Raw genomic sequence first — 24,413 nt, 5'->3', positions numbered from 1 at the left:
TGCCCAAGCGCGGGTCGGCCGGTCCGATTGTTCTGCTTCGTCACTTTAACCGAGGCCGTCAAGGGCAAGAACGCCGGTCCCGACGACCGTTCCCGCCGGCCGGAATTTCAGTCGGTCGCGCGTGCCGTGATGAGGCGAATAATCCGCGCCACGGCAGACGGGATCGGCGCGATGACCGGCGCGGTGAAGATCGGCTGAAGCTCGCGCGCGACTTCGCCCAGCGGCCCGCCGCCGATGATGACCGCCTCCGCGCCATCCTGCGCGATGCAGGCCTCGACCGCGCCCGCGAGCGCTGTTCGCAGCCGCGCCGGATCGCGCATCAGCTCCTGCGGATCGCCCTCCGCGAAGCGGACGCCGGTGTAATACGATCGCAGACCCAGCGCTTCCGGCAGAGCGTCGATCTTCGCTTCCAACAGCGGCGTCGTGGTCGCCACGCCGAAGCGGCGGCCGTTCTCGGCGGCTGCCACCATCGAGGACTCACCGATGCCGACCGCGGGCCGTTTCATCGCGGCCTTGATGCCGGCCAATCCGGGATCGCCGAACGCCGCGACGATGATACCGTCGCATGCATGCCGGTTCGACTGCGATATCTCCAGAACTTCGGCGGAAGCTGCATCCAGCGCATCCGGCGTCACGATCATTTGCGGCGCGCGCGTTGCGGTCGCGCCGTCGATGTCGAAGCCGTCGACGACGGTCGACCTCGCGATGGCGACCATCATCTCAGTGGTCGCCACGGAACTGTTCGGATTGATCAGGAGAATGCACGCGCGCCGATCAGAACTCTGATTCATCCCCTGCTATACTAGGCCGCCCGCACCCCCGCAACGAAAGCACTGACCTCGTCTTCCAGCGATTGCAGCTTCTGCGACAGCCGGCCACTCGATTGCAGCACGAGGCCGGCGGCCTGTCCGGTCTCCGCCGTCGCGTCGGTCACACCCGAGATGTTCTGCGAAACCTGGTCGGTGCCGGAGGCAGCCTCGCGTACGCTGTGGGCGATCGCCGCGGTCGCGGCGCCCTGCTCCTCGACGGCTGCGGCGATCGACGAGGAAATCTCGTTGACCTCCAAGATGGTCTTGCGGATGCTGTCGATGTTGCCGACGACCTGGTTGGTCTCGGCCTGGATCGCGGTGATCTGCGCGCCGATCTCGTCGGTCGCCTTCGCGGTCTGGCTCGCCAGCGACTTCACTTCGCTTGCCACCACCGCAAACCCCCTGCCGGCCTCGCCGGCGCGCGCTGCCTCGATGGTGGCGTTAAGCGCGAGCAAATTGGTCTGCGAGGCGATCTGGTTGATGAGGTCGATGACCTCACCGATCTTGTGCGCGGCGGCGGCCAGCCCCTGCACGGTGTCGTTGGTGCGCTGGCCGTCGGCGGCGGCCTTGTCGGCCACGCTTGCAGCCTGCGCGACGCGCTGGCTGATCTCGGTGATCGAGGACGACAGCTGCGCGGCGGCGGAGGCCACCGTCTGCACGTTGCTCGAAGCCTGCTGACAGGCGGTGGCGACGAAGCTAGCACGGTCGGTCGCCTTGTCGGCGGTCTCGGACATACCCTGCGCGGCCTGCTGCATCGCGCGCGCCTCGTTGAAGACGTCGCGGACGACGGCCTGAACGTTCGCCTCGAACTTACCGGCGAGGTCGGTCATCGTCTTGCGCTTCTCCTCGTCGGCCTTCTGCTTCGTCTCCTGCTGTTCGGCGTGCATCCGGCCGACCGCCGACGCATTGTCCTTGAACACGGCAAGCGCCTTGGCGAGCCCGCCGATCTCGTCGCGACGGTCGGTATGGGGCACGTCGAACGCGCTGTCGCCGGAGGCGAGGCGCTCGGTGAGCGCGGTGATCTTCGCCAGTGGCCGGGTCACGCTCCGGCCGATCACAAAGGAGGCGCCGAGCACGAGCACGAACACGACCAGGCACACCAGGGCGAAGGTCATCGCATTCTGGCGGAAGACGGTGGCGACGTCGTCGAGATAGATACCGGTGCCGATGATCCAGCCCCAGGGCGCAAAGCCCTTCACATAGGAGATTTTCCCGACCGGCTGGTCGAAGCCGGGCTTCGGCCAGAGGTAGCTGTAGAAGCCCGCGCCCTGCTTTTTGACGACGTCAACGAAGCCGACGAACAGCGCGTTGCCGGATGGATCCTTCATCCCGGAGAGATCCTTGCCGTCGAGCTCGGGCTTGATCGGGTGCATGACCATCTTGGGGGTCATGTCATTGAGCCAGAAATACTCGACCTTGTCGTAGCGCAGGCTCTTGATCTCCGCGATCGCACCGGCCTGGGCCTGCTCGCGTGGGAGTTTTCCTTCGCTCTCGAGCTTCTGGTAGTGCGCCAGGATGCCGTAGCCGACGTCGACCATGTGCTGCGTCTTGGCCTCACGGTCCGCGATCATCTGCGCGCGCAGGATCGATAGCGCGATCGGCGCCAGCGCGATCATGCCAAGGAGGCTGATGCCGACAATCAGGACCAGCTTGAAACTGATGCGGGAGAAAAACATCGGAGCTCGCAAGAATTGGAAGGGCTGATATGCCAGTTTATCCCGCGCCCCTTAGCAAAGCTTTAAGCATTCGGGTTCCCCACCACCCGCAAAACTCCGTAGGATCCTACCGGCATGCTGCGGACGGCCTCGCAAGCTCGCGAGGCTGGCTGCATCCGAGATGCGAACTCTTCAAAACTAGAAGACCTCGACATCGCCCCTCCGAGCGTTGACTTGCAGGGGGCTCTGACGGAACGATCGGTGCAGATCATCAGCGCCGGTCGGGGCGTAGGCGCAGCCAGAGGCCAGAGGTTCAATGCATCAATCGACATCGACAGGGTCCCTCGAGCTTCCGGCGCTGAGCGCGGCGGAGCGGCTCTTCATCTGGGGGTTTCGGGCCAAGGCGCGCAGCGGAAGCGCTGTTCCGACCGCGGCCGATATCCAGCAAGTCTACGACCACTTTCGCGTGGGCGACGCCGTGCCTTCGCTGGAATGCATCATCGAGATCTTTGCCTGCACGGCGCATACGGCCATCGCGGTGCACTGCCCGACCTGCCCGCGCATGTCCGACAGCGAGCACGGCATGTTGCGGGCGATCGCCGCAGCGCAGAAAGAGCGCGACGATATCGCGCGCGAGCAGTTCGAATGCTGGCTGCCGCCGGTCGGCGCCGATTGGGCTCTCGCGCCGGTGCGGGGGCTTGCAACGATCTTCCGCATGGCGGGTCTCATCCTGCCCGACCGGCACGTTCCGTCTTTCGACCATGACCGGACGATGGCGATGAAGAGCTGGCTGGTCGGAAGCCCCACCTTGCACTGACCGGGATCGCGCATGATGCATGATAGTTGCGGCTTTGTGCCCGTCACGGAAGCCGGCCAGGCGCGGCTCTGTCCGCTCCAGGCCGCGCTTGCGACGCGGCCTAATGTCGAGAGCTACGATGATTTTGGCCGCGTCACGCTCTCGCTGTTGCGGTTCATCGCTGCCGCCTATGCGACCGGCGCGTCCGATTGCTGGGAGGCGGCCTATCGCTTTGCCGACGAGGCGCCTGGCATCGCCGACAGCCCGCTGCTGGTCGCACGCGTTGCCGCGCTGGTCAGAATTCTGCGCAGCGGCCGGCCCTGCCAATTGTGCTTCATGCCGCCGTCGTGCCGGCGCCTGTCGCAGGACGAAACGGAATTGATGCGACTGCTGGCGGTGGCACGAGGCAACCAGCCGGGTGAGCTCGAATCCGCCGTCTGCCAGTTCGTCGGCAACGAGAACGGGATTGCGACGACGAGGGCCGTCAACGCGCTCGCGTTCTGCTGACACCTTAGCGGTCCTGCCAGATCACCGTGCTCGCCTCGCGCAATTCGCTTGAGGTGATAGCTTCACCGATCGGCAACACAGGTCTCCATGATCCCGTCGAGCTCCGCCTTTGAGAGCACGCCGAGCTCGGCGATGAAGACGATCCGCGCACGCGGCGCGCCCGACATCGGCACTTCGCCAGGGGCGAGCGTGGCGCGGCCGGCGGCGAATTGAAACACCATCTGGCGCCCGGGCTGCTCGACGGTCTCGAACAGGCCTTTTGCCCGCGCGAGTTTTGGCGCAAGCCGGCCGATCGCCTGCTGCAGGCGGGGCAGCGAGATCGGGCGGTCCGAGGTCCAGCTCAGGGTTTCGAAGCGTTGCTCTGCGGGACGTTTCGGTCCGGGCTCGCGTAGCGGCGGCGCGCGATCGACAGTTGCGGGAAACAGCAGCGCGGACGGAATCTCGCCGTGCTGCGCATCGACCACCACGGCAGGAACGCGCTGCGCGCGGATCGCCTCGCGCATCCGGCCGCCCGCGCCCTCGTCCGCCAGATCCAGCTTGCTCAGCGCTACGATGTCGGCGACGCGCAGCTGCGAACGATGCAGCGCGTCCTCAAGGGCGGCCGGCGGGGTCGCCGCGTCCATCACGCAGAGCACCGTTTCCAGCGGCGCCTCGCGCAGGATCACGGGATCCATCAGATTGCGGACGATGTCGGCGGGGTCGGCGACGCCGCTGGTCTCGATGACGATGTACTCCGGCTTCGGATCACGCCGCAGCAGCGTCGCGAGCGTGCGCAGGAGGTCGCCTTCGAGCGAGCAGCAGATGCAGCCATTGGCGAGGCTGACCACGCCGTCGCTCGCGCCCGCGATCAGCTCGGCATCGATGTTGATCGCGCCGAAATCGTTGACCACAGCGGCGATCCGCCGCCCCTCCGCATGCGCCAGCAGATGGTTGACGACCGTGGTCTTGCCGGCCCCCAGAAAGCCCGTCACCAGGAGAATGGGGACCGGCATGTCTCAGCCCCCGACGACGGGCCGGCGCACGGGACGGCCGGGCCGCGCCGCCACGTCCAGCACGCCATCTGTGATCAGCATCTGGCCGCTGACCACGAGGTGCCGCACGCCCTCGGAGGGGCGGTTCATCGCCGTGAAGGTCGCGCGGTCCGAGAGCTTCTCGTAGTCGAACACGACGATGTCGGCATCGGCGTCCTTCGCGAGCCTTCCCTTGGCGCGCATCGCGGGCGTGCTCTGCGACAGGATTTCCGCCGGGATCAGCGCGCATTTGCGCACGCCTTCGAGCAACGACACGGTCTTGCGCTCGCGTACCCATTCGCGGATGAATTTCGTGAAGCAGCCGGCCGAGCGCGGATGCGAGGTGGCGTCATCCGGCAGCGGCCAGGCATCGCCCGTATAGGTCTTGCCGTCCGACGTCGTCCACGGCATCGCGTCGGACGCGATCGCGCCGCCGGGATAGAGCACCGCCATGTCGAGGAGGTCGCGGTGATGCGCATTGTTCTCGGTGTCGAGGATGTGCCACAGCACCAGCGACGACGGCTCGTCGGCCTGCGCCTTCAAGAGCTCCTCGCGATCGCTGAAGCGATGGCCGTCGGTGACCCGCTGCACGGAATCGTAACCCGTGCCGTTGCGCTCGACGAATTCGGGGTCGCTGAAGAACGCCGCCGCCAGCACGGTCGAGCCGGTGCCGTAGGGATAGGCCTCGACGGTGATGGGCAGGCCCTGCGCCTGCGCTTTCGCGATCAGCACGCGGCAGCGCTCGACGTCGGTCTTGCTCGACGAGTTGAAATGGCAGATGTGCATGTGCGCACCGGTGGCGCCGGCATAACCGATCAGGCGGATATAGGCTTCCGCCGCGCTCTCGGGATCAACGCGCGACATGTAGGCGACATGGGTGAAGGTCGGCACGTCCTGCGCGGCCGCGAGCTGGCAGACCGCGGTCAGCTCCTGCACGCCGGCGCCCGGCGCATACGCGTTCAAGATGCCGATGCCGATGCCGCCCTCGTTCAGACCGCGCGAAAGGCGCTCCAGAATGCCCGATACCTCCGCATCGCTCGCGACGTTGTCCATCCAGCGGCGATCGCGCATGGCGTTGCCGAACGCCTCCAGCGAGCTCTCCGCATTGGAGCCCGTCATTGCACCGATGCGCGCAAAAGCCCAGTTGGTGGCGGCGCCGTAGTTCAGCACGCGCCCCTTCCGCGCCTGGCGCTCATACCAGGAGCCGACCGGCAGCACACCCGCTTCGAGATCGAGCGTCGTCGTGACGCCGTCGAATGCCTGCATGCGATCGGCGGGGAGCGACTGGCCATGCGCATGAAGGTCGATGAAGCCGGGCGCGACCACGAGGCCGGTCGCGTCGATCACCCGCTCCGCGCTGCCGAGCGAGGCGCCGACCGCGGCGATCCTGCCGTCCACCACCGCCACATCGCCAACCGCGTCCATTCCGCTGGCGGGATCCACCACCCGACCGCCAGAGATCACCAAGCCGCTCATATTGTCGCTCCCTCACGCTGATTTCGCATCAAGGCAGATTCCGGGAGGGACGACCACCTCCACCGATGCCGACGCATCATGCTCGCAAGGAAGGCTCGAAAGGGGGGGGTGCAATTTGCATGCGGGGCGCGGACACGCGCTCGCAGTCTCGCGGCAGGTTTGCCCGAGCTATGCTTCTCGCTTCACGCCCTCCAAGAAAGGGCGCAGGGAAGACCGGGCGCCGGCTGGCACCCATAAAAACCCCCATGCGAACTGATTGCACACGCAATGCACAGGGGAGACACAGGGCAGCCGAGACCAGGCCTTCCCTGCGCGATGGTTTGACGGCCTATGCCGCGCTCTCCCCGGAGACGAGTTCCTTCTTGCCTCCGTCACCTCCGCGAAATGCACGGCACCGCGCCGGTTGACGCGCTGACGCCTTCGCAAAGGCTTGACCGTAGCAACGACGGCCAGGACCACACGGTTTCGCCGTACGCGAGCTGACCCTGCTTCGCCAAGAGGCTTCGCAGGGCTTCGGCGCCGTCCGTCGATGCGGTTCGTGACATGCTCACGAGGTTCATCTCGCCCTGCACGCCACTCACCCGCCTTTAACGCCGCCCGCGTCCACCGCAACTCCCAACCCGCGTTCGTGACGACGTACGACCGCCCCTTTTGTGGGCTGGGATGGCCGACACATACGATATTTCCGAATTTCGGTAAAGTGGAATATTTTTGTGAGGAGGGGTTGACGGACTTCGGCTGTGTTGCCCGACAGGCAGCACAGATCAAGAAGATCGCGGCTTACAAGGCGGCACGAGTTCTGTGCACCGTCACCTTAACTCTAGCCCGCCCCGCGGAGGTGATTGACCCAAGACCAAGCAATGGACCGCGAAGCAGCTCCGCCGTCTTCTCGCCCCCATTGTCATTCAGGGATGTAGCGGGGCGCTACGGTGGACAAAAGTTCCCAAAGGTTTCGTGTGATCGCTCGGCCTCTTCTGCAACGCGACCCCTGTCATTCTATTTCGCGCCGCGCTCTCCTCGGCGGATTTATGTCGGCAGGGACCGCCCTCGCGCTCGGCGGATGCGCCGGCTTGGGTGCGACCGGCGCGCGTTTCGACGCGTCATCGCTATCCCTTGACCCCACATTGCTCGTCACCACCACGCGCAAGCCGGTGAACGGCGGTCGCACGAAGCCCTGGTTCGGCCCGGAGCGCGCGACGACCATGACAGTCGCGCGGGCGAAGCTGGGGGCGCCGGATGAGAGCCGTCTTTCTCTCGCCTCGGTTGGAATTGGCGATTGGCGCCTTGACCGGGTCGAACCGGTGTCGGCCGACGCCGGCGATCTCGTCGCGCAGGCCGGCGGAGGAGACGTGCTGATCTATGTGCACGGCTTCAAGCAGACGTTCGAGACGGCGGTGCTCGATGGCGCCCATCTCTCCGACGGGATCAAGTTCCGCGGCCGGACCATGGTGTTCTCCTGGCCTTCCAAGGCAGGACTGTTCGACTATGCCTATGACCGCGACAGTGCGATGTGGTCCCGCGACGAGTTTGAGCGCGTGCTCTCCGCACTCGTGTCGGCGCCAGGCACCGGCCGCGTGAACATCGTTGCGCACAGCATGGGAACCATGCTGTCGCTCGAAAGCCTGCGTCAGCTCTATGCGCGATACGGCGACACAGTGACGAGCAAGATCGGCGCGGTGGTGTTTGCCGCGCCCGATATCGACATGGACGTGTTCTCGTCTGCGATCCACCGCATCGGTCCGCTTGCCGGCAAGATCACCGTGATCGCCTCCACGAACGATCGCGCCCTGGCGCTGTCGGGACAGATTGCAGGTGGAATGACCAGGGTCGGCGCCGCCGAGAAAGCCGTCATCGCGCAGCTCGGTGTGCGCGTGGTCGATGCTTCGCAGGAGGGCTGGGGCATCATCAACCACGATCTGTTTCTGTCGAATGCAGAAGTACAGCGGGTGATCCGCCGCTCGATCGACGGCACGATCGCTTAGGAGAGCGCCCGCGCCGAGCCGTGCGAACTGCGCACGCCGGTGGGGGCTACAAGCGGAAATGGCCGGTTTTCGAAGTGCCCGGTCTGGCAGGAGAAATGGCGCTCCCTAGGGGAATCGAACCCCTGTTTCAGCCTTGAGAGGGCCGCGTCCTAACCGCTAGACGAAGGGAGCGTGAGGGAGAGGACATAGCCTCGAATTTTGCCGGCGGCAAGCGGGGATCGAGGGGTTTCAAAGGTCCATCTGGCGTCGTCCTGGCCTCGTGCGCAATTGCGCACAGAGGCCAGGACCCATCACCCCGAATGGGCGTGGTTAAGGCGAACCGGAACGACGATCTCGTGCGCGCAACCGGATTCGGTGGTTATGGGTCCTGGCTTTCGCCAGGACGACGGCTGAGGCGAGTTCCGCGCCCCAGGCCCGCCTTACGGCTCGTTGGCGAATTTCAGCTTTCCGGCCGGCCGCAAGGTGTGGGCGTCGAAGGTGCGGATCTCGGTGACGCCGCCGACATCGAGCGTGATCACGAGCCGGTCGCCGGCCACACCGCTCGAGACGATTCTGGCGCCCTTGGGCAGGGTGGCGGTCACGTCGCCTGCTGGCTCGGGCGCCCTTCCCTCGGACTTGAAAAGGCGGTAGCCCACCGCGATCAGCACGGCGCAGATTGCCAGCGCCGTGGTCAACCCCGCGATCAGCATCATCCGCCGCACCCGCGCGAACAGCGCGGCCTGCTCGGGGCTCGGTTCGGGAACAACGGTATCAGACGTCGTCATGGAAAATTCTGGCTCTGCGCAAAGGTTGGAGGTTGTCGTCGAGGGCTCCGAGGGCTCGACCCGGCTCGACCGCGTGCTGGCTGTGCACCTTGCCGAACTGTCGCGATCGAGGCTGAAAGCCCTGATTTTGGCGGGCGCGGTGAGCCTCAGGGACGCCGCGATCCGGGACCCCGCTTATCACGTCGCCTCCGGCGATACGATCACAATCGACGTGCCGGAAGCGGCCGCGCCGGAGCCGAAAGGCGAGGATATCGCCCTCGATATCGTGTTCGAGGACGACGACATCGTCGTCCTCAACAAGCCGAAAGGGCTGGTGGTGCATCCCGCGGCCGGCCACGAGACCGGCACGCTGGTCAATGCGCTGATCGCCCATTGCGGCTCATCGCTGTCGGGCATCGGCGGGGTGCGCCGGCCCGGCATCGTGCACCGGCTGGACAAGGACACCACCGGGCTGATGGTGGTCGCCAAGAACGACCTCGCGCATGCCTCGCTCACCGCGCAATTCGCCGACCACGGCCGCACCGGGCCGATGCGGCGCGGCTACATGGCCTTCGCCTGGGGGCTGCCGGGCCGCCATCGCGGCACCGTGGACGCGCCGATCGACCGCCACCCGCATGCGCGCGAGAAGATGGCGGTGCGCCAGGGCGGCCGCGAGGCTGTGACGCATTGGGAGCTTCTGGAGAGTTTTAACGGGCGCGACGGCAAGCCGATCGCGGCGCTGCTTGCCTGCGAGCTCGAGACCGGGCGCACCCACCAGATCCGCGTCCACCTCGCCCATATCGGCCACCCCCTGATGGGCGACTCCGTCTACGGCCCGCATTTCAAGACCAAGGCAAACCAGCTGAGCCCTGAGTCGCAGGCCGTCCTGGCCGCGCTGGGGCGGCAGGCCCTGCACGCTTACCTGCTGGTATTGGAGCACCCGAGGACTGGAGAATTACTCCACTGGGAGACGCCTCTGCCGGAGGATTTGCTTCTCCTTCAGGGGGCCCTGAAAGCGGCGCTATGACGCAGGCCGCTTCAGAAATGCTTTACATTACAAAAAGTTATAGCTGCCACACGGGGACGTGACGTCAGCAATCCTTCCCTTTTTGCCTCCCGATGGAGTATATTGCGCTTGCGTTGAAGACCAACGCGGAACATCGCAGCACCGATCGGCTTTAACCAAGCGGTCGTCTGCCTGGCCCGCCGCTATCGGGGGCCTGAACCTGTTTGGAGGGCGCACTATGGCCCGTACAGCTACCCTGCCGGTCCTGAATGGCGAATCCGGCCTTTCCCGTTACCTCGGCGAGATCCGCAAGTTTCCGATGCTGGAACCCCAGCAGGAATACATGCTCGCCAAGCGTTGGCGCGAGCACGATGATCGTGACGCCGCGCACCAACTCGTCACCAGCCATCTCCGTCTCGTGGCCAAGATCGCCATGGGCTATCGCGGCTACGGCCTGCCGATCTCCGAGGTCGTCTCGGAAGGCAATGTCGGCCTGATGCAGGCGGTGAAGCGGTTCGAGCCCGAGAAGGGCTTCCGTCTCGCCACCTACGCGATGTGGTGGATCAAGGCGTCGATTCAAGAGTACATCCTGCGTTCGTGGTCGCTCGTGAAGATGGGCACCACCGCGAACCAGAAGAAGCTGTTCTTCAACCTGCGCAAGGCGAAGAGCAAGATTTCCGCGCTGGACGAAGGCGATCTCCGCCCCGACCAGGTGGCCATCATTGCCAAGCGTCTCGGCGTCACGGCTCAGGACGTGGTCGACATGAACCGCCGCCTCGGTGGCGACGCGTCGCTCAACGCTCCGATCCGCGACGACGGCGAAGCCGGCGAATGGCAGGACTGGCTGGTCGACAATTCGCCCAACCAGGAAGCCATGCTGGCCGAGCACGAGGAGTATGATCACCGCCGTGACGCCCTGAACGGCGCCATGGGCGTGCTCAACCCGCGCGAACGCCGCATCTTCGAGGCGCGCCGGCTCGCCGACGAGCCGATGACGCTGGAAGACCTTGCCGCCGAGTTTGGTGTGTCGCGCGAGCGCGTCCGCCAGATCGAGGTCCGCGCCTTCGAGAAGGTGCAGTCCGCGGTCAAGGGCACGATCGCAAAGGCCGAACAGGCCGCGCTGGAAGCCGCGCTCTAAGCGCGAGGTTTTTGGCGCCAGAGATTGGCGGATCGACAAGAGACAGAAAGCCGGCGGCAACGCCGGCTTTTTTGTTTGGGGTGGGATGCCTCGTTCACGTGAGTGATGCGACACACCAGGCGTACTGTCATGCCCCGCGCAGGCGGGCATCCAGTACGCCGCGGCGCTTGTTGTAAGAGCGAGGTCTCCAATGGAATACTTGATCGCCGGCTAAACCGGGCGATGACAGCGGGGGTTGTGGCGGTGCCTTGAACCCGCGCTGCCGGTCGACCGACCAAAAGCATCGGGCCGACAGCATCAAGAGAACGGACACGCGCCGTGTCGATCATCCTGCAATCCACCGTCGGCGGCTTCTCCGCCCAGTTCATGCGCAAGCTGCCGCTGGTCGAGCAGGCGATGCGCGACCACGGGCTCGAGCCGTCGGAGTTCGTGATCTCGAAGGACTATGCCTCGACCGCGACGATCCCGCTGATGGGTCCGTTCTTCTTCAACTACAGCGTCTATTTCGGCGACGAGACATTCACCGTCACCGAGCCGAACGACATGGTGTTCCTGGACTACTTTTTCAAACGCGTGCTGGCGGCGGACGGCCCACCGGAACTGCCGCAGCGGCCGGGGCTGATCCGGCGGCTGTTCGGCTGGATGTCGCAGCCGGTGTGACCTCTCTCGTCATTCCGGGGCGCGTAGCGCGAACCCGGAATGACACGCAAGCTACTCCCCCCATGTCCGCGCCAGCGTCGCGAGCCAGCAGCCTTCGCAATAGCGGGCGTCCTTGTAGTCGATCCAGTTGTGCGCATAGACGTGGTCGAGCGGGATGCCGTAGCGCGCGCGCAGGATTTGGACGAGGATCTTCCACGCCGCGACCTGCGCCGCGGTCGGGCCCGTGGTGACGTCGGGATAGTTGCCGGCGAACTCGACGCCGATCGAATTGTCGCGCACCACCTGGCGATAGGTCGGCTTGTTGTCGATGTACTTATTGTCGTTGCGGTTGGCACCGTCGCCGTGGGTCGGCACCAGGTTTTCCGCGACCGCCCAATAGACGGTGCCGTCGGTCTCGACCCACAATGTGACGCCGCGACGCGTGGGATTCTTAGCCTGCACCTGCGCGCCGCCGCGCGCCGAGCCTGCCGGTCCCTCGGTCTGGTGCACGATGATGTTGCGCCAGGGTTTTGCGTTGCCGACATCGCCCCATGGCGCCAGCCACACCATCTTCAGGCCGGGAATGTCGGGCGTGCCCGAGGCGCGCGCGAGCTTTGCGAGCTCGGCGTCGGTCGCGGCGGCGGGTGTGATCAGAATGAGAGCGGCGAGAACGGCCGCGAGCAGGCGAGAGATCATCATGCGGGTCCAATGCGGACCAGAGATTAGCACGCCCTTACGCGAATTTGCGCAAGGCCTCGCCTGGACCGATCGGGTCAGGCATGAGCGGCGGCGCCGGATCGTGGACCGCAAAGTCGTTCTTGCCGTTCTTCTTGGCGGCATAGAGGGCGTGGTCGGCATGCGCGATCAGGCGGTCCGGAAACTGGCCGACGCCGCGGTCCCACTGCGCCACCCCGATCGAGATCGCGATCGGGATGTCGATGCCGGTGCAGTTGACGGCATCCTGGCGGCAGACCTCGAGCACGCGGCGGGCGATCACAGCCGCCTCGCGCAAGGTCGACGACGGCAGCACGACGCAGAATTCGTCGCCGCCGGTGCGGGCAAGCATGTCGCCGGGCCTCAAGCGCGTCTGCGCCATCAGGGTGAAGTGCTGCAGGCAGGCATCGCCCGCGGCATGGCCATGGGTGTCGTTGACGGCCTTGAAGCCGTCGAGATCGATCACCAGCAGCGAGAACGGCTCGCTGCTGCGCTCCGAGCGGGCGCATTCTTCACCCAGCCGCTGCAACAGGTGCCGCCGGTTGGCGACACCGGTGAGATCGTCGAGCAGCGCGAGGTCGGCAACTTCGTTGCGCAGGCGGTCCATCGCCATCAGCAGGAAGCCAAAATTCAGCGTCATCGACAGGAACAGGAGGCCCAGCACCATGACGGCATGAGACTGCCCTCCGGAGACCGACGAGAAATCGCCGCCGAGCAGATTGCCGACCGCACGGGCCGCGAAGATCGCGATGATGGTGATGATCACGATGCCGGAGAGCCGGGCTCCCGGACTGGCGCGGCCTTCCGGCGGCGAGAGCAGCAAACGCAGCGATAGCGCCAGCGGCAGCGCCTGGCCGAGCGAGTAGCTGAGCATACGCAGCTGCATGTGATCGTATGCGACCATGAAGAACACGACGCCGCCGAGGCTGAGAATTCCCGTCGCGGTCATGAGGCGCCAGGACACCGGCCGACCGTAGAAGCGCTGAATGCCCATGGCGGCAAGGCAGCTCGCCGCGATGACACCGGCGGCTCCGAGCAGAAGCGGGACAGGCGAAACGACGAAAAGGCGGATCAGGGCCGCCATCGTGCCGGTCGCGCCGACGAAGCACGATGCCATCCAGAACCGCGCGGCCGCGAATTTCGGATAGGAGCGCGTCACGTAGGCCCAGATCAGGCCGAGCGCCAGGAAGTTGACGACGAACACGGTCCAGAGCGTCGGCACGTTCAGCATGGCGCGCGCCACACGCGCAGCGTCGCGCCCTCTGTCCCTGCCAGCTGTCCGTTCATGACCCGTCCCCGTTTTCTTGCGGAGGACAATGCGGCCGTCGCGCTTAACGGAGTCTCACTGCGATCCGCGAAAACATGCCTTTGGTTTTGGAATCATGAACGGCTGGCGCATTGTCGGATCGTTAGGCATGGCCGGCGATGCGGATTCGCGGGCCAAAATCGCCAGAAAACGCATCTGAGCTGTGGATAACGCGATGACACGGATGTGACAGCGCGGGGCAGAAGCGCGCGAATCTGCTGAGCTTGTCATCGAGGATGTTGCGAGGCTGGCCCTCCGCCGAGCATCCCTCGTGTCGCGTTTCACCATTAACCCTTAAGAGGATCCTATGGCTAAGAAAGCGAAGAAGGCGAAGAAGGCGACGAAGAAGAAGGCCAAGAAGGCAGCGAAGAAGAAGTAACGAGGCTTCTTATTCTTTTGCCCGGGTGGAGTTCGCTCCGCCCGGGCTTCGGGTAGGTCGAGAGATCGAAGGTGGCGGGCGCAAGGCCCGCTTTTTTATTGGCTGGAGAAACTACCGCTCCGCGAACGCCAGCTTGGCGCCGAGCGCGGCGAAGCCGGCAGCAAAACTCCGGCGCAGCCAGGCCATGACGCGCGGGCGGGAGATGACGCGCTCGCGCACCGAGGCCGCACAGAGGCCGTAGACCACGAACAACGCAAATGTCATCGCCATGAAGGCGCCGCTCAATTCCAGCATCCGCGCCAACACATGGGCTTCGTCCGCGGCGATGAACTGCGGCAGGAAGGCCAAAAAGAAGATCGACAGCTTTGGATTGAGGATGTTGATCAGGAAGCCAGTCACGATCACCCGGCCGACCGAACGCTCGCGGATCTCGCCGTCGACTGCCAGCGCCCCGGTCTCGCGCAGCGCCTGCCAGGACATGTAGAGCAGATAGGCGACGCCGCACCACTTCAGTGCGGCGAAGGCGAGCGCGCTGGTGTGGAGCACGGCGGCGAGCCCCAGCATCGCGGCCGTCATGTGCGGCACGATTCCAAGGGTGCAGCCAAAGGCGGCCGCGATGCTCGCGCGCGAGCCGCGGGTCAGCGCGGCGGCCAGCGTGTAGAGCACGCCGGTGCCGGGCGAGGCGACGACGATCAGCGAAGTGAGCAGGAAGGACAAGGTCATGGACCGACCTTATCACCGCGCCCGGGACCACGAAAGTCGGCCTGCCGGACCGACCGTCAGGACAGCTGCGCGATCTCGGCCTCTCGGAGCACGTCGAGCGGCGCCCAGGGCTTGGCCCAGAACTTTGCGCCGTCGGGCAAGGCCTGCATCAAGGGGCGGCCGGAGGTGACGACGATGTCGAGCCTGGGGTTGCGGTCCTTGGCGACGTGCGCGAGCTCGACCCCGTTCATGCGGCCGGCAAGCTGGACGTCGGTCATCATCAGGCAGAGCACGCCCGCGCTTTTGTCGAGCACCAGCTCGGCCGCCTCGGCGCTCTCGCACTGAATGACGTCGTAGCCGCTTTCTTCGAGAAGAAGACTGAGCATCTCCCTCTGCATGAGGTCGTCTTCCACGATCAGTGCGGTGGCGCGAAATGGCTGTGCTTGTCCCATCGGCGGCTCCCAATGCTGCCTGTCTTCATCAAGTAACGTAGGTTAAGGTGGGAACCGCGATGCGGTTCGGTTCCAATATGAAAAAATGTAAATCATAGTTCCGCTCGAGAGGCTCGACGGGGGATCATCATGACTGCGATCCGCGGCGCCGCCGCCGTCACCGGAGCGGCAAGCGGCATCGGCCGCGCGGTGGCGATCGAGCTTGCGCGGCGCGGCTGCGATCTCGCGCTCGCCGATCGCGAGGAGGCCGGGCTGAAGACGCTCGCGGCCGAGATCGGAGCCGCATGCAAGGTCAGCCTGCATCGCCTCGACGTCGGCGAACCCGACGACATCGCGCAGTTCGCGCGTGACGCGATCACCGCGCATCCCGAGCTCGGCATCGTCGTCAACAATGCCGGCGTGGCGCTGATGGGCTCGTTCGAGGAGATCGACCAGGCGCAGATGGACTGGCTGTTCGACATCAATTTCTGGGGCGTGGTGCACGGCACGCGCGCCTTCCTGCCGCATCTGAAGACGATGGGCGAGGCGCACATCGTCAACCTGTCCTCGATCTTCGGCATCATCGCCCCGCCGGGACAGTCGGCCTATGCCGCGGCGAAATTCGCGGTGCGCGGCTTTTCCGAGAGCGTGCGGCACGAGCTTGCGATGGCGGGCAGCGCCGTGAGGCTGTCGGTGGTGCATCCCGGCGGCGTCGCCACCGCTATCGCCCGCAATTCGCACAGCGGGGTCGGCGTCACCGACAATGCGCGCCGGTCGCAATCGATCGAGCGGTTCGAGAACGCAGCCAAGACCACGCCGAAAGACGCCGCGCTGCGCATCATCAGGGGCATCGAAAGAAACGAGCCACGCATCCTGATCGGTAACGACGCGCGCTTCATGGATCTCCTGCAGCGCTTCCGCCCGGGAACGTACTGGGCGCCGTTACAGCGCAAGCTGGAGAGAATGGCGAAGGGGACGAAGTGAGGCATGAGGCGAATGGCATCATTCACCCGCGGCCGTCGTCCTGGCGAAAGCCAGGACCCATAGCCACCGAATTCAGTTTGGCGAAGACTGCCAGTTACCAGGTACGTGACTGCCAGTCGTTGTGACGAGTCCCGCCTGGGGTAATGGGTCCTGGCTTTCGCCAGGACGACGGCGGAGAGACGTCACGCCCTCACTGCCCCGCCAGCCGATCGGCAAAATACCCGATCGTCTTGCGATAGATCACCGCCCTGTTCCATTCGCGCATGGCTTCGAAATTGGCGGTGCCTTCGCCGTAAGGCTGGCCCATCTTGAAGCCGCTGGTGTGGAGCAGGTTCGCGGTCGAGGCGAGCACGTCGGGGACGCTGTGGCGGAGATCGACATGGCCGTCGCCGTCGAAATCGACGCCGTACTTGACGTACGACGACGGCAGGAACTGGGTCTGGCCGATCTCGCCGGCATAGGCGCCGATCAGGTCGCGCAGCGGCAGGTCGCCGCGCTGCACGATCTTCAACGCCGCGAGCAGCTCGCCCTGGAACAGCTCCGTGCGGCGGCAGTCATGCGCGAGCGTCGCCAGGGTGCGGATCACCGGCAGCTTGCCGATGTCGCCCTTGCCGAAATCGCTCTCCAGCCCCCAGATCGCAACCAGGATATAACGGGGCACGCCGAACTGCTGTTCGATGCGCGACAGCAGTGCGGCGTGGCGCTGCAGCAGTGCCTTGCCGCCATTGATGCGGCCAGGGCCGACGCGGGTCGAGACATACTGCTCAAAGCTCTTGTTGAAGGTGTAGCGCTGGCGCCGGTCGAAAGCGAGCACCGCGCCGTCCTGCTGCACACCGCTGAGGGCCGCACTGGTCACGCCCGCCGAGACGCCGGCTCCTTGCGCTTCCGAGGCCATGCTGGCGACAAAGCTGTTGAAGTCGCCGCCGCAGCGCGCGGCTTGCGCCGATCCGCCGGCCAGACAGGCGATGACGGCGATGGCCAAGGCGTATTTCGACATTCGGATGAATCCTACAGGGAATGGGCGGGGAAGGCAGCGCGCGATCATGCCCGGGAACCGGATTCGCGTCAAAGCGGCAAATCCCCGCCAGAACCGATCGCATCCTGTCTGCGACAAATCAAATGCGCTCGCCCCTCCCCAACCGATCGAGATGACCATGCCTATGCTCATGACCATGTCCATGTCGCGCCGGATGCTCGCCGTCCTCGCATTGCTCTTCCTCACCCTGACTGCCGCTTCCGCGCAAACGCGCGATGTCGTAGGCAGCCGCGACTATCCCGGCATCGGCCGGTTCGCCGGCAGCGTCATCACCGGCTATGCGATGAAGGATTTTGACGCGGCGCGGATGCAGGCGGCTCCCTTCAAGGACGGCCAGCCCGTCGATGCGCGGCGGCTCGAGGGCCGCGTCTTTCGCATCGCCTATCGCACCAATCCCGGCCCCTCGATCCTGGAAGTGTCGCGCAATTTCGAGACGCAGTTGACCAAAGCCGGTTTCGAGACCCTGCTCACCTGCGACACCGATGCCTGCGGCGCCATTCCCTTTACTGAAGCTATCGACACGCTGCCAGTCCCGCAGATGTGGGTCGATGGTTTCAACTACCGTTACTACGCCGGCCGCAAGACCGAGGGCGGGCGCGAGACCTTCGCCAGCGTCCTGGTCAGCCAGAACAACCAGGACATCACCACGCAGGTCACCGTCGCCGAGCTCGGCGCCATCGCGAACAAGATGGTGGACGCCGCCGCGATGGCGAAGGGGCTTGGCGAGACCGGCCACATCGCGCTCTACGGCATTTATTTCGACACCGACAAGGCCGTGCTCAAACCGGAAAGCCGCCCGACGCTGGAGCAGATCGCAAAGCTGCTGACGAGCCAGCCGCAGCTCAACGTCTTCATCGTCGGCCACACCGACAGCCAAGGCGCCTATGAATACAATCTCGACCTGTCGAAGCGCCGCGCCGAAGCCGTCGCAGCCGAGCTGGTGAAGAACTTTCGCATCGCGCAGGCGCGGTTGCGCACTGCCGGTGTTGGATTGCTGGCGCCGGTCGGCCCGAATGCAACGGACGCAGGCCGTGCGCTCAACCGGCGCGTGGAGCTGGTGGCGCCGTGAGAACGGTGCATGCGGCACTCGTAACGTGATGGGAACAGCGTGAAGGGCGAAAACGGATTAACATATGTTTGTCAGCGCGACTTCTGCACGCACGCGGGAATACGTGCAGGCAAACGCGCGTTCTGACAAGGCGCGCAGCGCTCGCTGCGTTGCGTTGCGAGAGCAGGAAATATGAACAAAGTGCTTTAGCCGTCCGAGCAATTGCTTTGATGCTGATCGAAACGCGATGTCGCGACCACTGCATATCTCATGCGCTCGCTGCGACATCGCAGCGCCAACGATTTGCCTTGCCATGGCATGGCGCCGGTTATAACATTCTATTCTAGGTTGTCGCCCTGCCAGCCCCGGGCGACGCTGAAGACCAAAATAAACGGCGGGCTTCGCGGCCCGCCGTTTGTTGCGGCAAGGGTGAGGCAAGGCTGAAGGTAAGGGTCTCCTCGAAGAAGCGCATCGGGTTTTACGAAGCGCTGGACGCTTCCACCCGACATCCAAGCGCCGCGCAAACGGGTTCGTCGATCGATCGCCCAGCCAGTTCTGCCGCAGCAGCGTCCGCAGCCGGCCTCCGGAAACCTGCCAAAGTCATTTGACTATGGCCCCCTGATCGACGAAAAGCCGGCCATGGCCAAAAAACCCGGAACCAATCCCAAGGGCGAATTCGCCTTTTTCAACGTCTTCTATGAAGACGGCTCCCAACGCTCCAACCGGCGCGTGCCCGCCGAATTGCTCGGCGGCCTCGACGGCGACGAGCCGGCCCGCGCCTTCATCATGGAGCAGGACCGCGAGATCGCCGAAAAATCCGGCCGCCCGGCGCTGGAGATCAAGAACCTCGAGCGGGTCGGCGCGAAGAAGAAATAGGCCGATCCAGGCAGGCGCTCACCAGCGCCCGGCCCGCCTGTTCCAGGCAAACAGCAGATCGGCAAACCGGTCATAGAAGAACCGGGTGAACGGCAGCGCCACGCGATTGCCGAACAACCCCGCAAGCCACCCCTCTCCCGGCGTCAGCCTCCACAGCGCAATCGCGACATCCGCGCCGACGATAAGTCGGCCGGCCTCATCGGTCGCATGCAGGCGGCGCCTGATATCGTCGAGCGTGGCGCCAAAGTGCGCCAGCGCATCGGGCTGCTCGTTGATATCCCTGAATTCGATCGTGCCCGCGCGCACCAACGCGAGCAGCTTGTTGCGCTGCCAGTCGATGCCGGCATCGCAGACAGGGCAGCGGGTGTTGTACCAGACGGTGAGGTGAGCCGGCATCATCGAAGCATAAATGTCGATCTGCGCCACGTCGAGGCAGGAGCCATCCATTCGGCATTGCAAGATCGATGCACCTTTCTCATCGGAAGTATAATCCGATAGAAAGCTGATGAGGCTCTTTGGCTGAACGCGGTCGAAGTAGGCGCGAACGAAAACGGCGGGCTTTCGCCCGCCGTTATTGTCTCAACAACCGCCAAGTCGCGGCGCTTGAACTAGTTATCCAAGAAGCTCCGGAGCTTCCGCGACCGCGACGGATGCTTCAACTTCCGCAGCGCCTTCGCCTCGATCTGACGAATACGCTCGCGGGTCACGCTGAACTGCTGGCCGACTTCTTCCAGCGTGTGGTCGGTGTTCATGCCGATGCCGAAGCGCATGCGCAGCACGCGCTCTTCGCGCGGGGTGAGCGAGGCCAGCACGCGCGTGGTGGTCTCGCGCAGGTTCGACTGGATCGCGGCGTCGATCGGCAGGATCGCGTTTTTGTCCTCGATGAAATCGCCGAGGTGCGAATCCTCTTCGTCACCGACGGGCGTCTCCAGCGACAACGGCTCCTTGGCGATCTTGAGGACTTTTCGCACTTTCTCCAGCGGCATGCCGAGCTTTTCGGCCAATTCCTCAGGAGTCGGCTCGCGGCCGATCTCGTTGAGCATCTGGCGCGAGGTGCGCACGATCTTGTTGATCGTCTCGATCATGTGCACGGGAATGCGGATGGTGCGCGCCTGGTCGGCGATCGAGCGGGTGATCGCCTGCCGGATCCACCACGTGGCATAGGTCGAGAACTTGTAGCCGCGGCGGTACTCGAACTTGTCGACCGCCTTCATCAGGCCGATGTTGCCTTCCTGGATCAGGTCGAGGAACTGCAGGCCGCGGTTGGTGTATTTCTTGGCGATCGAGATCACGAGACGGAGGTTGGCTTCCACCATCTCCTTCTTGGCCTGGCGGGCTTCGCGCTCGCCCTTCTGCACCGAGTGCACGATCTTGCGGAACTCGATGATCTCCAAGCCGGTCAGGGCCGCGAGCTGATGCACCTCGTGGCGAAGGTCCTTGATGCGGTCCTTCTCGTGATGGACGAAGTTCTTCCAGCCCTTGGCCGACAGCTTCGAGACACGGTTGAGCCAGCGCGGATCGAGCTCCGAGCCGGTGTAGTTGCGCAGGAAGTCCTCGCGCGCGACGCCGTGGCTGTCGGCGAGGCGCATCAGGCGGCCCTCATGCGAGACGAGGCGCTTGTTGATGTCGTAGAGCTGCTCGACCAGTGAGTCGATACGCGCCTGGTTGAGGCGCAGCGACTTCACCTCGACGATGATCTCGTCCTTGAGCTTGCGGTACTTGCGCTCCTGGTGCGGCGACAGCGAGGGGCCGTGCGAGGTGCTCTCGAGCTGGTTCTGGATGTCCTGCTCTTGCAGCTTGCGCAGCTTCTTGTAGCTGTCGGCGATCTTGTCGAAGATCTCGACGACCTTCGGTTTGAGCTCGGCCTCGATCGCCGCAAGCGACATCTGGTTCTCGAACTCGTCGTCCTCGTCCATGTCGGCTTCGGCGGCGGACTCCGCCGGATCCTTCGCGGCTTCGCCGGCATTGCCGGGCACAGGCGCGGCGCGGAACGGGGTCGGCGACGGCGGTGCGGCGGGCGGCGCGACATGCGCGGGCGCGGCGCCGGTGACCTGGCCGCCTTCGGCCGGCGCTTCACCGGTCTCACCGTTGGGACCCGCGATCATCGCATTGTTCATGCCGGCCTTGGCGTCGGGCCCGGCATAGGTGGCTTCGAGATCGATGATGTCACGAAGGAAGATCTTTCCTTCGTTGAGCTCGTCGCGCCAGATGATGATGGCCTGGAAGGTCAGCGGGCTTTCGCACAGCCCTGCGATCATCGCCTCGCGGCCGGCCTCGATGCGCTTCGCAATCGCGATTTCGCCTTCGCGCGACAGCAGCTCGACGGTGCCCATCTCGCGCAGATACATGCGCACGGGATCGTCGGTGCGCTCGCCCGGCTCGCTCTTCTTGACCTCGGTGACGGCCTTCTGGGTGACTTCGACGAGCTCGTTATCGGTCTCGTCCTCGCCGCTCTCGTCCTTGTCCTCCTCGCCTTCGCTATCGTCGGCTTCGGTGACGTTGATGCCCATGTCCGAGAGCATGGACATGATGTCCTCGATCTGCTCGGGAGAGGTCTGATCGGACGGCAAAACTTCGTTGAGCTGATCGAAGGTCACGAAGCCGCGCTTCTTGGCCTGCTTGATCATCTTCTTCACGGCCGCGTCGGACAGATCGAGCAACGGCGAGGGCGCGTCCTGGGAGTCCTTCTCCGGCGCGTCCGCTGCCTTGTCGTCTTTTTCCTTGTCCTTCGCCTGCAGCGTCTTTGCCTTGGTGGCCATCCATTGCTCCTAAACGCGTTTCACACAGACGTTCGCCGCGCCCGCGTGAAATCACTTGAACCTGTTGTTCGATGCTCTCGTTTCGTCAGATCTCGACACGGAAAGGGCGGCGCGGACCTCTTGTCGCCACCCCCGACCTTTCACTCGCCGGATTTGCCTAACGCTTCGTAGAGCCTCTTTGTCGCAGCGGTTGCAGGTATAGTGCCAACAGCAATTGCGCGGATTCATTCCTGACGCATCTGTTCTGCCTGCGGCCGCCTGGTGGCCAAAGTGCTACAAGACCGTTAAGCCTCGATTAACCCTGTTTTTGCCGCCAAACCTCGGATTTGGCGAGTCTTTTAGCGGTTCCGGCCCCGGCCGTCCGCATGATTCTTTCATCACACGCTCTTCTGGAACCGACCCGACAGCTCGCCAAAACCCTCGATGAGGGCCTCGGTGCCATCGACTTCGCCTATCCGAGCCTTGACGTCGCGCAGCCACACCATGTTGGCCTCGCTGGGATCTTCCCCCAAGGCCAGCTCGGCGTCCTTCAGCTCTCTAAGTAGTGAATGGTACTGCCGATGCAAGGCAACCAGCTGATGCCAGGTGGAGAGAACGTCGTCCCGTGCCGCGCCCTCGCGGGCGCCCCACACCGCCGCGGTCGTGATGCCGCCCTCAACCCTTTGAAGAGCCTGAGAAAAACCTCCCTTCTCGAGGTCGCTGCGCATTTTCTCGGCGAGCTCGCCAGGGTCCGGCGAATGGTGATGGTCGTTGGCGAAGGCGGCGATGATGCCGGCCCGGAGCTTATGGACCTCGGGATGGGCGAGCTCCAGGGCCGCGACTTCCTCGAGGTGATCGTGCAGCAGCCAGGGGTGGTTGATCAGGATTTGCAGGATCAGGGCCTCGCGGCGGGAGATGGCGCTGCGCTGGCCGCGCATGATCGGGCTTGCCGCGAGCTGCGCGCTCGCCGCTTGGTAGGGCCCGGAGGGCAGCTGGATCGGACCGGGCGGGCCGCGGCGGCCTCCAAATCCCTGATTGCCGAATCGATTCGCGCCTCCCCCACCACGGGGCTGAAACTGACGACCGGCCGAGCCGGGGCGGAAATTGCCACGGCCGCCGCCAAAGCCGCCGCGCCCGCCTTCGGGGGCAAAGGCGCGCTGAAGCCGCTCGGCAAGATCCTGCCGGTAATAGCGCCGCACCACCTCGTCGCGGATGCCGTTGGAGAGCTCCTTGATGCGCGCCTCCAGCGCGGCGCGGCGCTCTGGCGTGGCGAAATTGCCGCCTTCGAGCTCGCGCGACCAGATCATCTCGGCGAGCGGACGCGCCGCCGCGATCACCTCCTCGATCGCGCCGCGACCGCCGGAGCGCACGAGATCGTCGGGGTCCTGTCCCTCCGGCAGCAGCGCAAAACGAAGACTCTTGCCGGGCGCGAGGAAGGGCAAGGCAAGATCTGCGGCACGATACGCCGCCTTCTGGCCGGCGCGGTCGCCATCGAAGCAGAGGATCGGCTCGTCCGCCATCTTCCAGAGCAGCGCGAGCTGGTTCTCGGTGAGCGCGGTGCCGAGCGGCGCCACGCTGCCGGCAAAGCCCGCGGTGACCATGGCGATGACGTCGACATAGCCTTCGACCACGACGAGAGCGCTGCCGTCATGGGTGGCTTTGCGCGCGGTCTGGTGGTTGTAGAGATTGTCGCCCTTGTGAAAGAGCGGCGTCTCCGGCGAGTTCAGGTACTTGGCCGGAACGTCCTTCTCCAGCGCGCGCCCGCCGAAGGCGATGACGCGGCCGCGCAGATCCGTGATCGGAAACATCACGCGATCGCGGAAGCGATCATAGGGCACCGGGATGTCGTTGCCTGCCACCAGCATGCCGGTCTCGATCATGTCGTCGACGGAGACGCCGAGCTTGCCGAGATGCTCTTTCAGTGCGAAGCGATCGGGCGGCGCATAGCCCAGCCGAAACTGCAATTGCGTCGCCGGCGAGATCGCACGATCGGCGAGATAGCCGCGCGCCTTGGCGCCGACGCGCGAGGCCAGCGTCTCGGCAAAGAACTTCGCCGCGAGATCCATCACGTCGTGCAGCGAGCGGCGCCGCTGCTCCTGACGCGCCGCATCCGGCGTCACCGCCGGCAGCGGAAGGCCCGCCATATTGGCGAGCCGCTCCACGGCCTCCGCGAACGGCAGGCCGTCGGTCTCCATCACGAAGCTGATGATGTCGCCGTGCTTGCCCGAGGAGAAGTCGTGGTAAAAACCCTTCTGGTCGTTGACGTAGAAGGACGGCGTCTTTTCCTGCTGGAACGGCGACAGCCCCTTCCACTCGCGCCCCGCCTTCTTCAGCTTGACGCGCTTGCCCACGACTTCGGAGACCGAAAGCCGGGCACGCAGCTCGTCGAGGAATTGGGGCGTGAAGCGCATGGCGGAATGGAACTCTGTCAGCTCGGC

At 64.9% G+C, this 24,413-nt stretch carries 22 protein-coding genes and 1 tRNA gene; 9 read left to right on the top strand and 14 right to left on the bottom strand.

The features are described from left to right. Nucleotides 1-107 precede the first annotated feature (107 nt). Complete coding sequence (locus ABIB91_RS10970; RefSeq protein WP_354169382.1) at nucleotides 108-791, bottom strand: aspartate/glutamate racemase family protein; 684 nt, start codon at nucleotides 789-791, stop codon at nucleotides 108-110. Between the two features lie 11 nt (nucleotides 792-802). Then, nucleotides 803-2,485 carry a methyl-accepting chemotaxis protein gene (locus tag ABIB91_RS10965; RefSeq protein WP_354169380.1) on the bottom strand — a complete coding sequence of 561 codons (1,683 nt, stop codon included), beginning with the start codon at nucleotides 2,483-2,485 and terminating at the stop codon, nucleotides 803-805. Nucleotides 2,486-2,780: 295 nt separating this feature from the next. Here ABIB91_RS10965 and ABIB91_RS10960 point away from each other — a divergent pair, with 295 nt between their 5' ends. Both ABIB91_RS10960 and ABIB91_RS10955 read left to right on the top strand, forming a co-directional pair. Continuing rightward, nucleotides 2,781-3,281, top strand: a complete 501-nt coding sequence (locus ABIB91_RS10960; RefSeq protein ID WP_354169378.1) for a hypothetical protein — start codon at nucleotides 2,781-2,783, stop codon at nucleotides 3,279-3,281. A gap of 12 nt (nucleotides 3,282-3,293) precedes the next feature. Further along, nucleotides 3,294-3,767 (top strand): hypothetical protein, encoded by a 474-nt coding sequence (locus tag ABIB91_RS10955; protein WP_007596590.1) that lies wholly within the window; start codon nucleotides 3,294-3,296, stop codon nucleotides 3,765-3,767. Between the two features lie 62 nt (nucleotides 3,768-3,829). Here ABIB91_RS10955 and ABIB91_RS10950 read toward each other — a convergent pair whose 3' ends face one another. Together ABIB91_RS10950 and ABIB91_RS10945 are read right to left on the bottom strand one after the other, a co-directional pair. Next, the gene (locus tag ABIB91_RS10950; RefSeq protein WP_354169376.1) at nucleotides 3,830-4,759 is read right to left on the bottom strand and encodes a CobW family GTP-binding protein; all 930 of its coding nucleotides are present in this window, start codon (nucleotides 4,757-4,759) and stop codon (nucleotides 3,830-3,832) included. Between the two features lie 3 nt (nucleotides 4,760-4,762). Then, the gene (locus ABIB91_RS10945) at nucleotides 4,763-6,253 is read right to left on the bottom strand and encodes an amidohydrolase family protein (RefSeq protein WP_354169374.1); all 1,491 of its coding nucleotides are present in this window, start codon (nucleotides 6,251-6,253) and stop codon (nucleotides 4,763-4,765) included. 1,028 nt (nucleotides 6,254-7,281) lie between these two features. Between ABIB91_RS10945 and ABIB91_RS10940 the strand changes: the two genes are divergently transcribed. Continuing rightward, complete coding sequence (locus ABIB91_RS10940; protein ID WP_007596595.1) at nucleotides 7,282-8,235, top strand: alpha/beta hydrolase; 954 nt, start codon at nucleotides 7,282-7,284, stop codon at nucleotides 8,233-8,235. A 96-nt stretch (nucleotides 8,236-8,331) separates the two neighbouring features. Here the strand turns inward: ABIB91_RS10940 and ABIB91_RS10935 are convergent. Both ABIB91_RS10935 and ABIB91_RS10930 read right to left on the bottom strand, forming a co-directional pair. Further along, nucleotides 8,332-8,406, bottom strand: a tRNA-Glu gene (locus tag ABIB91_RS10935). 248 nt (nucleotides 8,407-8,654) lie between these two features. Further along, nucleotides 8,655-8,999: a hypothetical protein gene (locus ABIB91_RS10930; RefSeq protein ID WP_354169372.1), complete on the bottom strand. Its 345-nt coding sequence runs from the start codon at nucleotides 8,997-8,999 to the stop codon at nucleotides 8,655-8,657. Between ABIB91_RS10930 and ABIB91_RS10925 the strand changes: the two genes are divergently transcribed. The 3 genes from ABIB91_RS10925 to ABIB91_RS10915 all read left to right on the top strand — a co-directional run bounded on the left by ABIB91_RS10925 (nucleotide 8,998) and on the right by ABIB91_RS10915 (nucleotide 11,782). Further along, on the top strand, nucleotides 8,998-10,005 hold the full coding sequence (locus ABIB91_RS10925) for an RluA family pseudouridine synthase (RefSeq protein ID WP_354169370.1): 1,008 nt from the start codon (nucleotides 8,998-9,000) through the stop codon (nucleotides 10,003-10,005). The two genes, ABIB91_RS10930 and ABIB91_RS10925, sit on opposite strands and share 2 nt — an antisense overlap. Before the next feature lie 217 nt (nucleotides 10,006-10,222). Beyond that, complete coding sequence (gene rpoH / locus ABIB91_RS10920; protein ID WP_007596598.1) at nucleotides 10,223-11,122, top strand: RNA polymerase sigma factor RpoH; 900 nt, start codon at nucleotides 10,223-10,225, stop codon at nucleotides 11,120-11,122. Between the two features lie 318 nt (nucleotides 11,123-11,440). After that, nucleotides 11,441-11,782, top strand: a complete 342-nt coding sequence (locus ABIB91_RS10915) for a hypothetical protein (RefSeq protein WP_219683007.1) — start codon at nucleotides 11,441-11,443, stop codon at nucleotides 11,780-11,782. Nucleotides 11,783-11,833: 51 nt separating this feature from the next. Here ABIB91_RS10915 and ABIB91_RS10910 read toward each other — a convergent pair whose 3' ends face one another. From ABIB91_RS10910 to ABIB91_RS10895, 4 genes are all read right to left on the bottom strand, one after another. Beyond that, nucleotides 11,834-12,460, bottom strand: coding sequence for a peptidoglycan recognition protein family protein (locus ABIB91_RS10910; RefSeq protein WP_354169367.1), 627 nt, complete (start codon nucleotides 12,458-12,460; stop codon nucleotides 11,834-11,836). A 34-nt stretch (nucleotides 12,461-12,494) separates the two neighbouring features. Further along, nucleotides 12,495-13,706, bottom strand: a complete 1,212-nt coding sequence (locus ABIB91_RS10905) for a GGDEF domain-containing protein (protein WP_219683005.1) — start codon at nucleotides 13,704-13,706, stop codon at nucleotides 12,495-12,497. A 565-nt stretch (nucleotides 13,707-14,271) separates the two neighbouring features. Next, nucleotides 14,272-14,883, bottom strand: coding sequence for a LysE family translocator (locus ABIB91_RS10900; RefSeq protein WP_354169364.1), 612 nt, complete (start codon nucleotides 14,881-14,883; stop codon nucleotides 14,272-14,274). Between the two features lie 56 nt (nucleotides 14,884-14,939). After that, on the bottom strand, nucleotides 14,940-15,314 hold the full coding sequence (locus tag ABIB91_RS10895) for a response regulator (RefSeq protein ID WP_007596606.1): 375 nt from the start codon (nucleotides 15,312-15,314) through the stop codon (nucleotides 14,940-14,942). Nucleotides 15,315-15,443: 129 nt separating this feature from the next. On the opposite strand from ABIB91_RS10895, the gene ABIB91_RS10890 reads away from it, so the two are divergent. Further along, on the top strand, nucleotides 15,444-16,277 hold the full coding sequence (locus tag ABIB91_RS10890; protein WP_354169362.1) for an SDR family NAD(P)-dependent oxidoreductase: 834 nt from the start codon (nucleotides 15,444-15,446) through the stop codon (nucleotides 16,275-16,277). Between the two features lie 190 nt (nucleotides 16,278-16,467). Here the strand turns inward: ABIB91_RS10890 and ABIB91_RS10885 are convergent, their stop codons facing one another. Next, nucleotides 16,468-17,274, bottom strand: a complete 807-nt coding sequence (locus ABIB91_RS10885) for a lytic murein transglycosylase (RefSeq protein ID WP_354169360.1) — start codon at nucleotides 17,272-17,274, stop codon at nucleotides 16,468-16,470. Nucleotides 17,275-17,443: 169 nt separating this feature from the next. Here ABIB91_RS10885 and ABIB91_RS10880 point away from each other — a divergent pair, with 169 nt between their 5' ends. Then, nucleotides 17,444-18,382: an OmpA family protein gene (locus tag ABIB91_RS10880; protein ID WP_354169421.1), complete on the top strand. Its 939-nt coding sequence runs from the start codon at nucleotides 17,444-17,446 to the stop codon at nucleotides 18,380-18,382. Between the two features lie 618 nt (nucleotides 18,383-19,000). Continuing rightward, nucleotides 19,001-19,237 carry a hypothetical protein gene (locus ABIB91_RS10875; RefSeq protein ID WP_007596614.1) on the top strand — a complete coding sequence of 79 codons (237 nt, stop codon included), beginning with the start codon at nucleotides 19,001-19,003 and terminating at the stop codon, nucleotides 19,235-19,237. A gap of 18 nt (nucleotides 19,238-19,255) precedes the next feature. Here the strand turns inward: ABIB91_RS10875 and ABIB91_RS10870 are convergent, their stop codons facing one another. The 3 genes from ABIB91_RS10870 to dnaG form a co-directional block, all read right to left on the bottom strand. After that, on the bottom strand, nucleotides 19,256-19,636 hold the full coding sequence (locus ABIB91_RS10870) for a thiol-disulfide oxidoreductase DCC family protein (RefSeq protein WP_371261371.1): 381 nt from the start codon (nucleotides 19,634-19,636) through the stop codon (nucleotides 19,256-19,258). Nucleotides 19,637-19,845: 209 nt separating this feature from the next. Then, nucleotides 19,846-21,996, bottom strand: coding sequence for an RNA polymerase sigma factor RpoD (rpoD, locus tag ABIB91_RS10865; RefSeq protein ID WP_007596618.1), 2,151 nt, complete (start codon nucleotides 21,994-21,996; stop codon nucleotides 19,846-19,848). Nucleotides 21,997-22,373: 377 nt separating this feature from the next. Then, nucleotides 22,374-24,386: a DNA primase gene (gene dnaG, locus ABIB91_RS10860; protein WP_354169357.1), complete on the bottom strand. Its 2,013-nt coding sequence runs from the start codon at nucleotides 24,384-24,386 to the stop codon at nucleotides 22,374-22,376. Nucleotides 24,387-24,413 lie beyond the last annotated feature (27 nt).

The organism is Bradyrhizobium sp. JR4.3 (genome assembly GCF_040547695.1).
Classification (GTDB): Bacteria; Pseudomonadota; Alphaproteobacteria; order Rhizobiales; family Xanthobacteraceae; genus Bradyrhizobium; species Bradyrhizobium canariense.
Note: the sequence above shows the minus strand (reverse complement) of the source record. Positions and strands in the feature narration are given on the sequence as shown.

Excerpts from the sequence above, each read along its gene's own strand:
- ABIB91_RS10970 (WP_354169382.1), bottom strand. The coding sequence starts at position 791 with ATGAATCAGAGTTCTGATCGGCGCGCGTGCATTCTCCTGATCAATCCG.
- ABIB91_RS10965 (WP_354169380.1), bottom strand. The coding sequence starts at position 2,485 with ATGTTTTTCTCCCGCATCAGTTTCAAGCTGGTCCTGATTGTCGGCATC.
- ABIB91_RS10960 (WP_354169378.1), top strand. The coding sequence starts at position 2,781 with ATGCATCAATCGACATCGACAGGGTCCCTCGAGCTTCCGGCGCTGAGC.
- ABIB91_RS10955 (WP_007596590.1), top strand. The coding sequence starts at position 3,294 with ATGATGCATGATAGTTGCGGCTTTGTGCCCGTCACGGAAGCCGGCCAG.
- ABIB91_RS10950 (WP_354169376.1), bottom strand. The coding sequence starts at position 4,759 with ATGCCGGTCCCCATTCTCCTGGTGACGGGCTTTCTGGGGGCCGGCAAG.
- ABIB91_RS10945 (WP_354169374.1), bottom strand. The coding sequence starts at position 6,253 with ATGAGCGGCTTGGTGATCTCTGGCGGTCGGGTGGTGGATCCCGCCAGC.
- ABIB91_RS10940 (WP_007596595.1), top strand. The coding sequence starts at position 7,282 with ATGTCGGCAGGGACCGCCCTCGCGCTCGGCGGATGCGCCGGCTTGGGT.
- ABIB91_RS10925 (WP_354169370.1), top strand. The coding sequence starts at position 8,998 with ATGGAAAATTCTGGCTCTGCGCAAAGGTTGGAGGTTGTCGTCGAGGGC.
- ABIB91_RS10930 (WP_354169372.1), bottom strand. The coding sequence starts at position 8,999 with ATGACGACGTCTGATACCGTTGTTCCCGAACCGAGCCCCGAGCAGGCC.
- rpoH (WP_007596598.1), top strand. The coding sequence starts at position 10,223 with ATGGCCCGTACAGCTACCCTGCCGGTCCTGAATGGCGAATCCGGCCTT.
- ABIB91_RS10910 (WP_354169367.1), bottom strand. The coding sequence starts at position 12,460 with ATGATGATCTCTCGCCTGCTCGCGGCCGTTCTCGCCGCTCTCATTCTG.
- ABIB91_RS10905 (WP_219683005.1), bottom strand. The coding sequence starts at position 13,706 with ATGCTGAACGTGCCGACGCTCTGGACCGTGTTCGTCGTCAACTTCCTG.
- ABIB91_RS10900 (WP_354169364.1), bottom strand. The coding sequence starts at position 14,883 with ATGACCTTGTCCTTCCTGCTCACTTCGCTGATCGTCGTCGCCTCGCCC.
- ABIB91_RS10895 (WP_007596606.1), bottom strand. The coding sequence starts at position 15,314 with ATGGGACAAGCACAGCCATTTCGCGCCACCGCACTGATCGTGGAAGAC.
- ABIB91_RS10890 (WP_354169362.1), top strand. The coding sequence starts at position 15,444 with ATGACTGCGATCCGCGGCGCCGCCGCCGTCACCGGAGCGGCAAGCGGC.
- ABIB91_RS10885 (WP_354169360.1), bottom strand. The coding sequence starts at position 17,274 with ATGTCGAAATACGCCTTGGCCATCGCCGTCATCGCCTGTCTGGCCGGC.
- ABIB91_RS10880 (WP_354169421.1), top strand. The coding sequence starts at position 17,444 with ATGACCATGTCCATGTCGCGCCGGATGCTCGCCGTCCTCGCATTGCTC.
- ABIB91_RS10875 (WP_007596614.1), top strand. The coding sequence starts at position 19,001 with ATGGCCAAAAAACCCGGAACCAATCCCAAGGGCGAATTCGCCTTTTTC.
- ABIB91_RS10870 (WP_371261371.1), bottom strand. The coding sequence starts at position 19,636 with ATGATGCCGGCTCACCTCACCGTCTGGTACAACACCCGCTGCCCTGTC.
- rpoD (WP_007596618.1), bottom strand. The coding sequence starts at position 21,996 with ATGGCCACCAAGGCAAAGACGCTGCAGGCGAAGGACAAGGAAAAAGAC.
- dnaG (WP_354169357.1), bottom strand. The coding sequence starts at position 24,386 with ATGCGCTTCACGCCCCAATTCCTCGACGAGCTGCGTGCCCGGCTTTCG.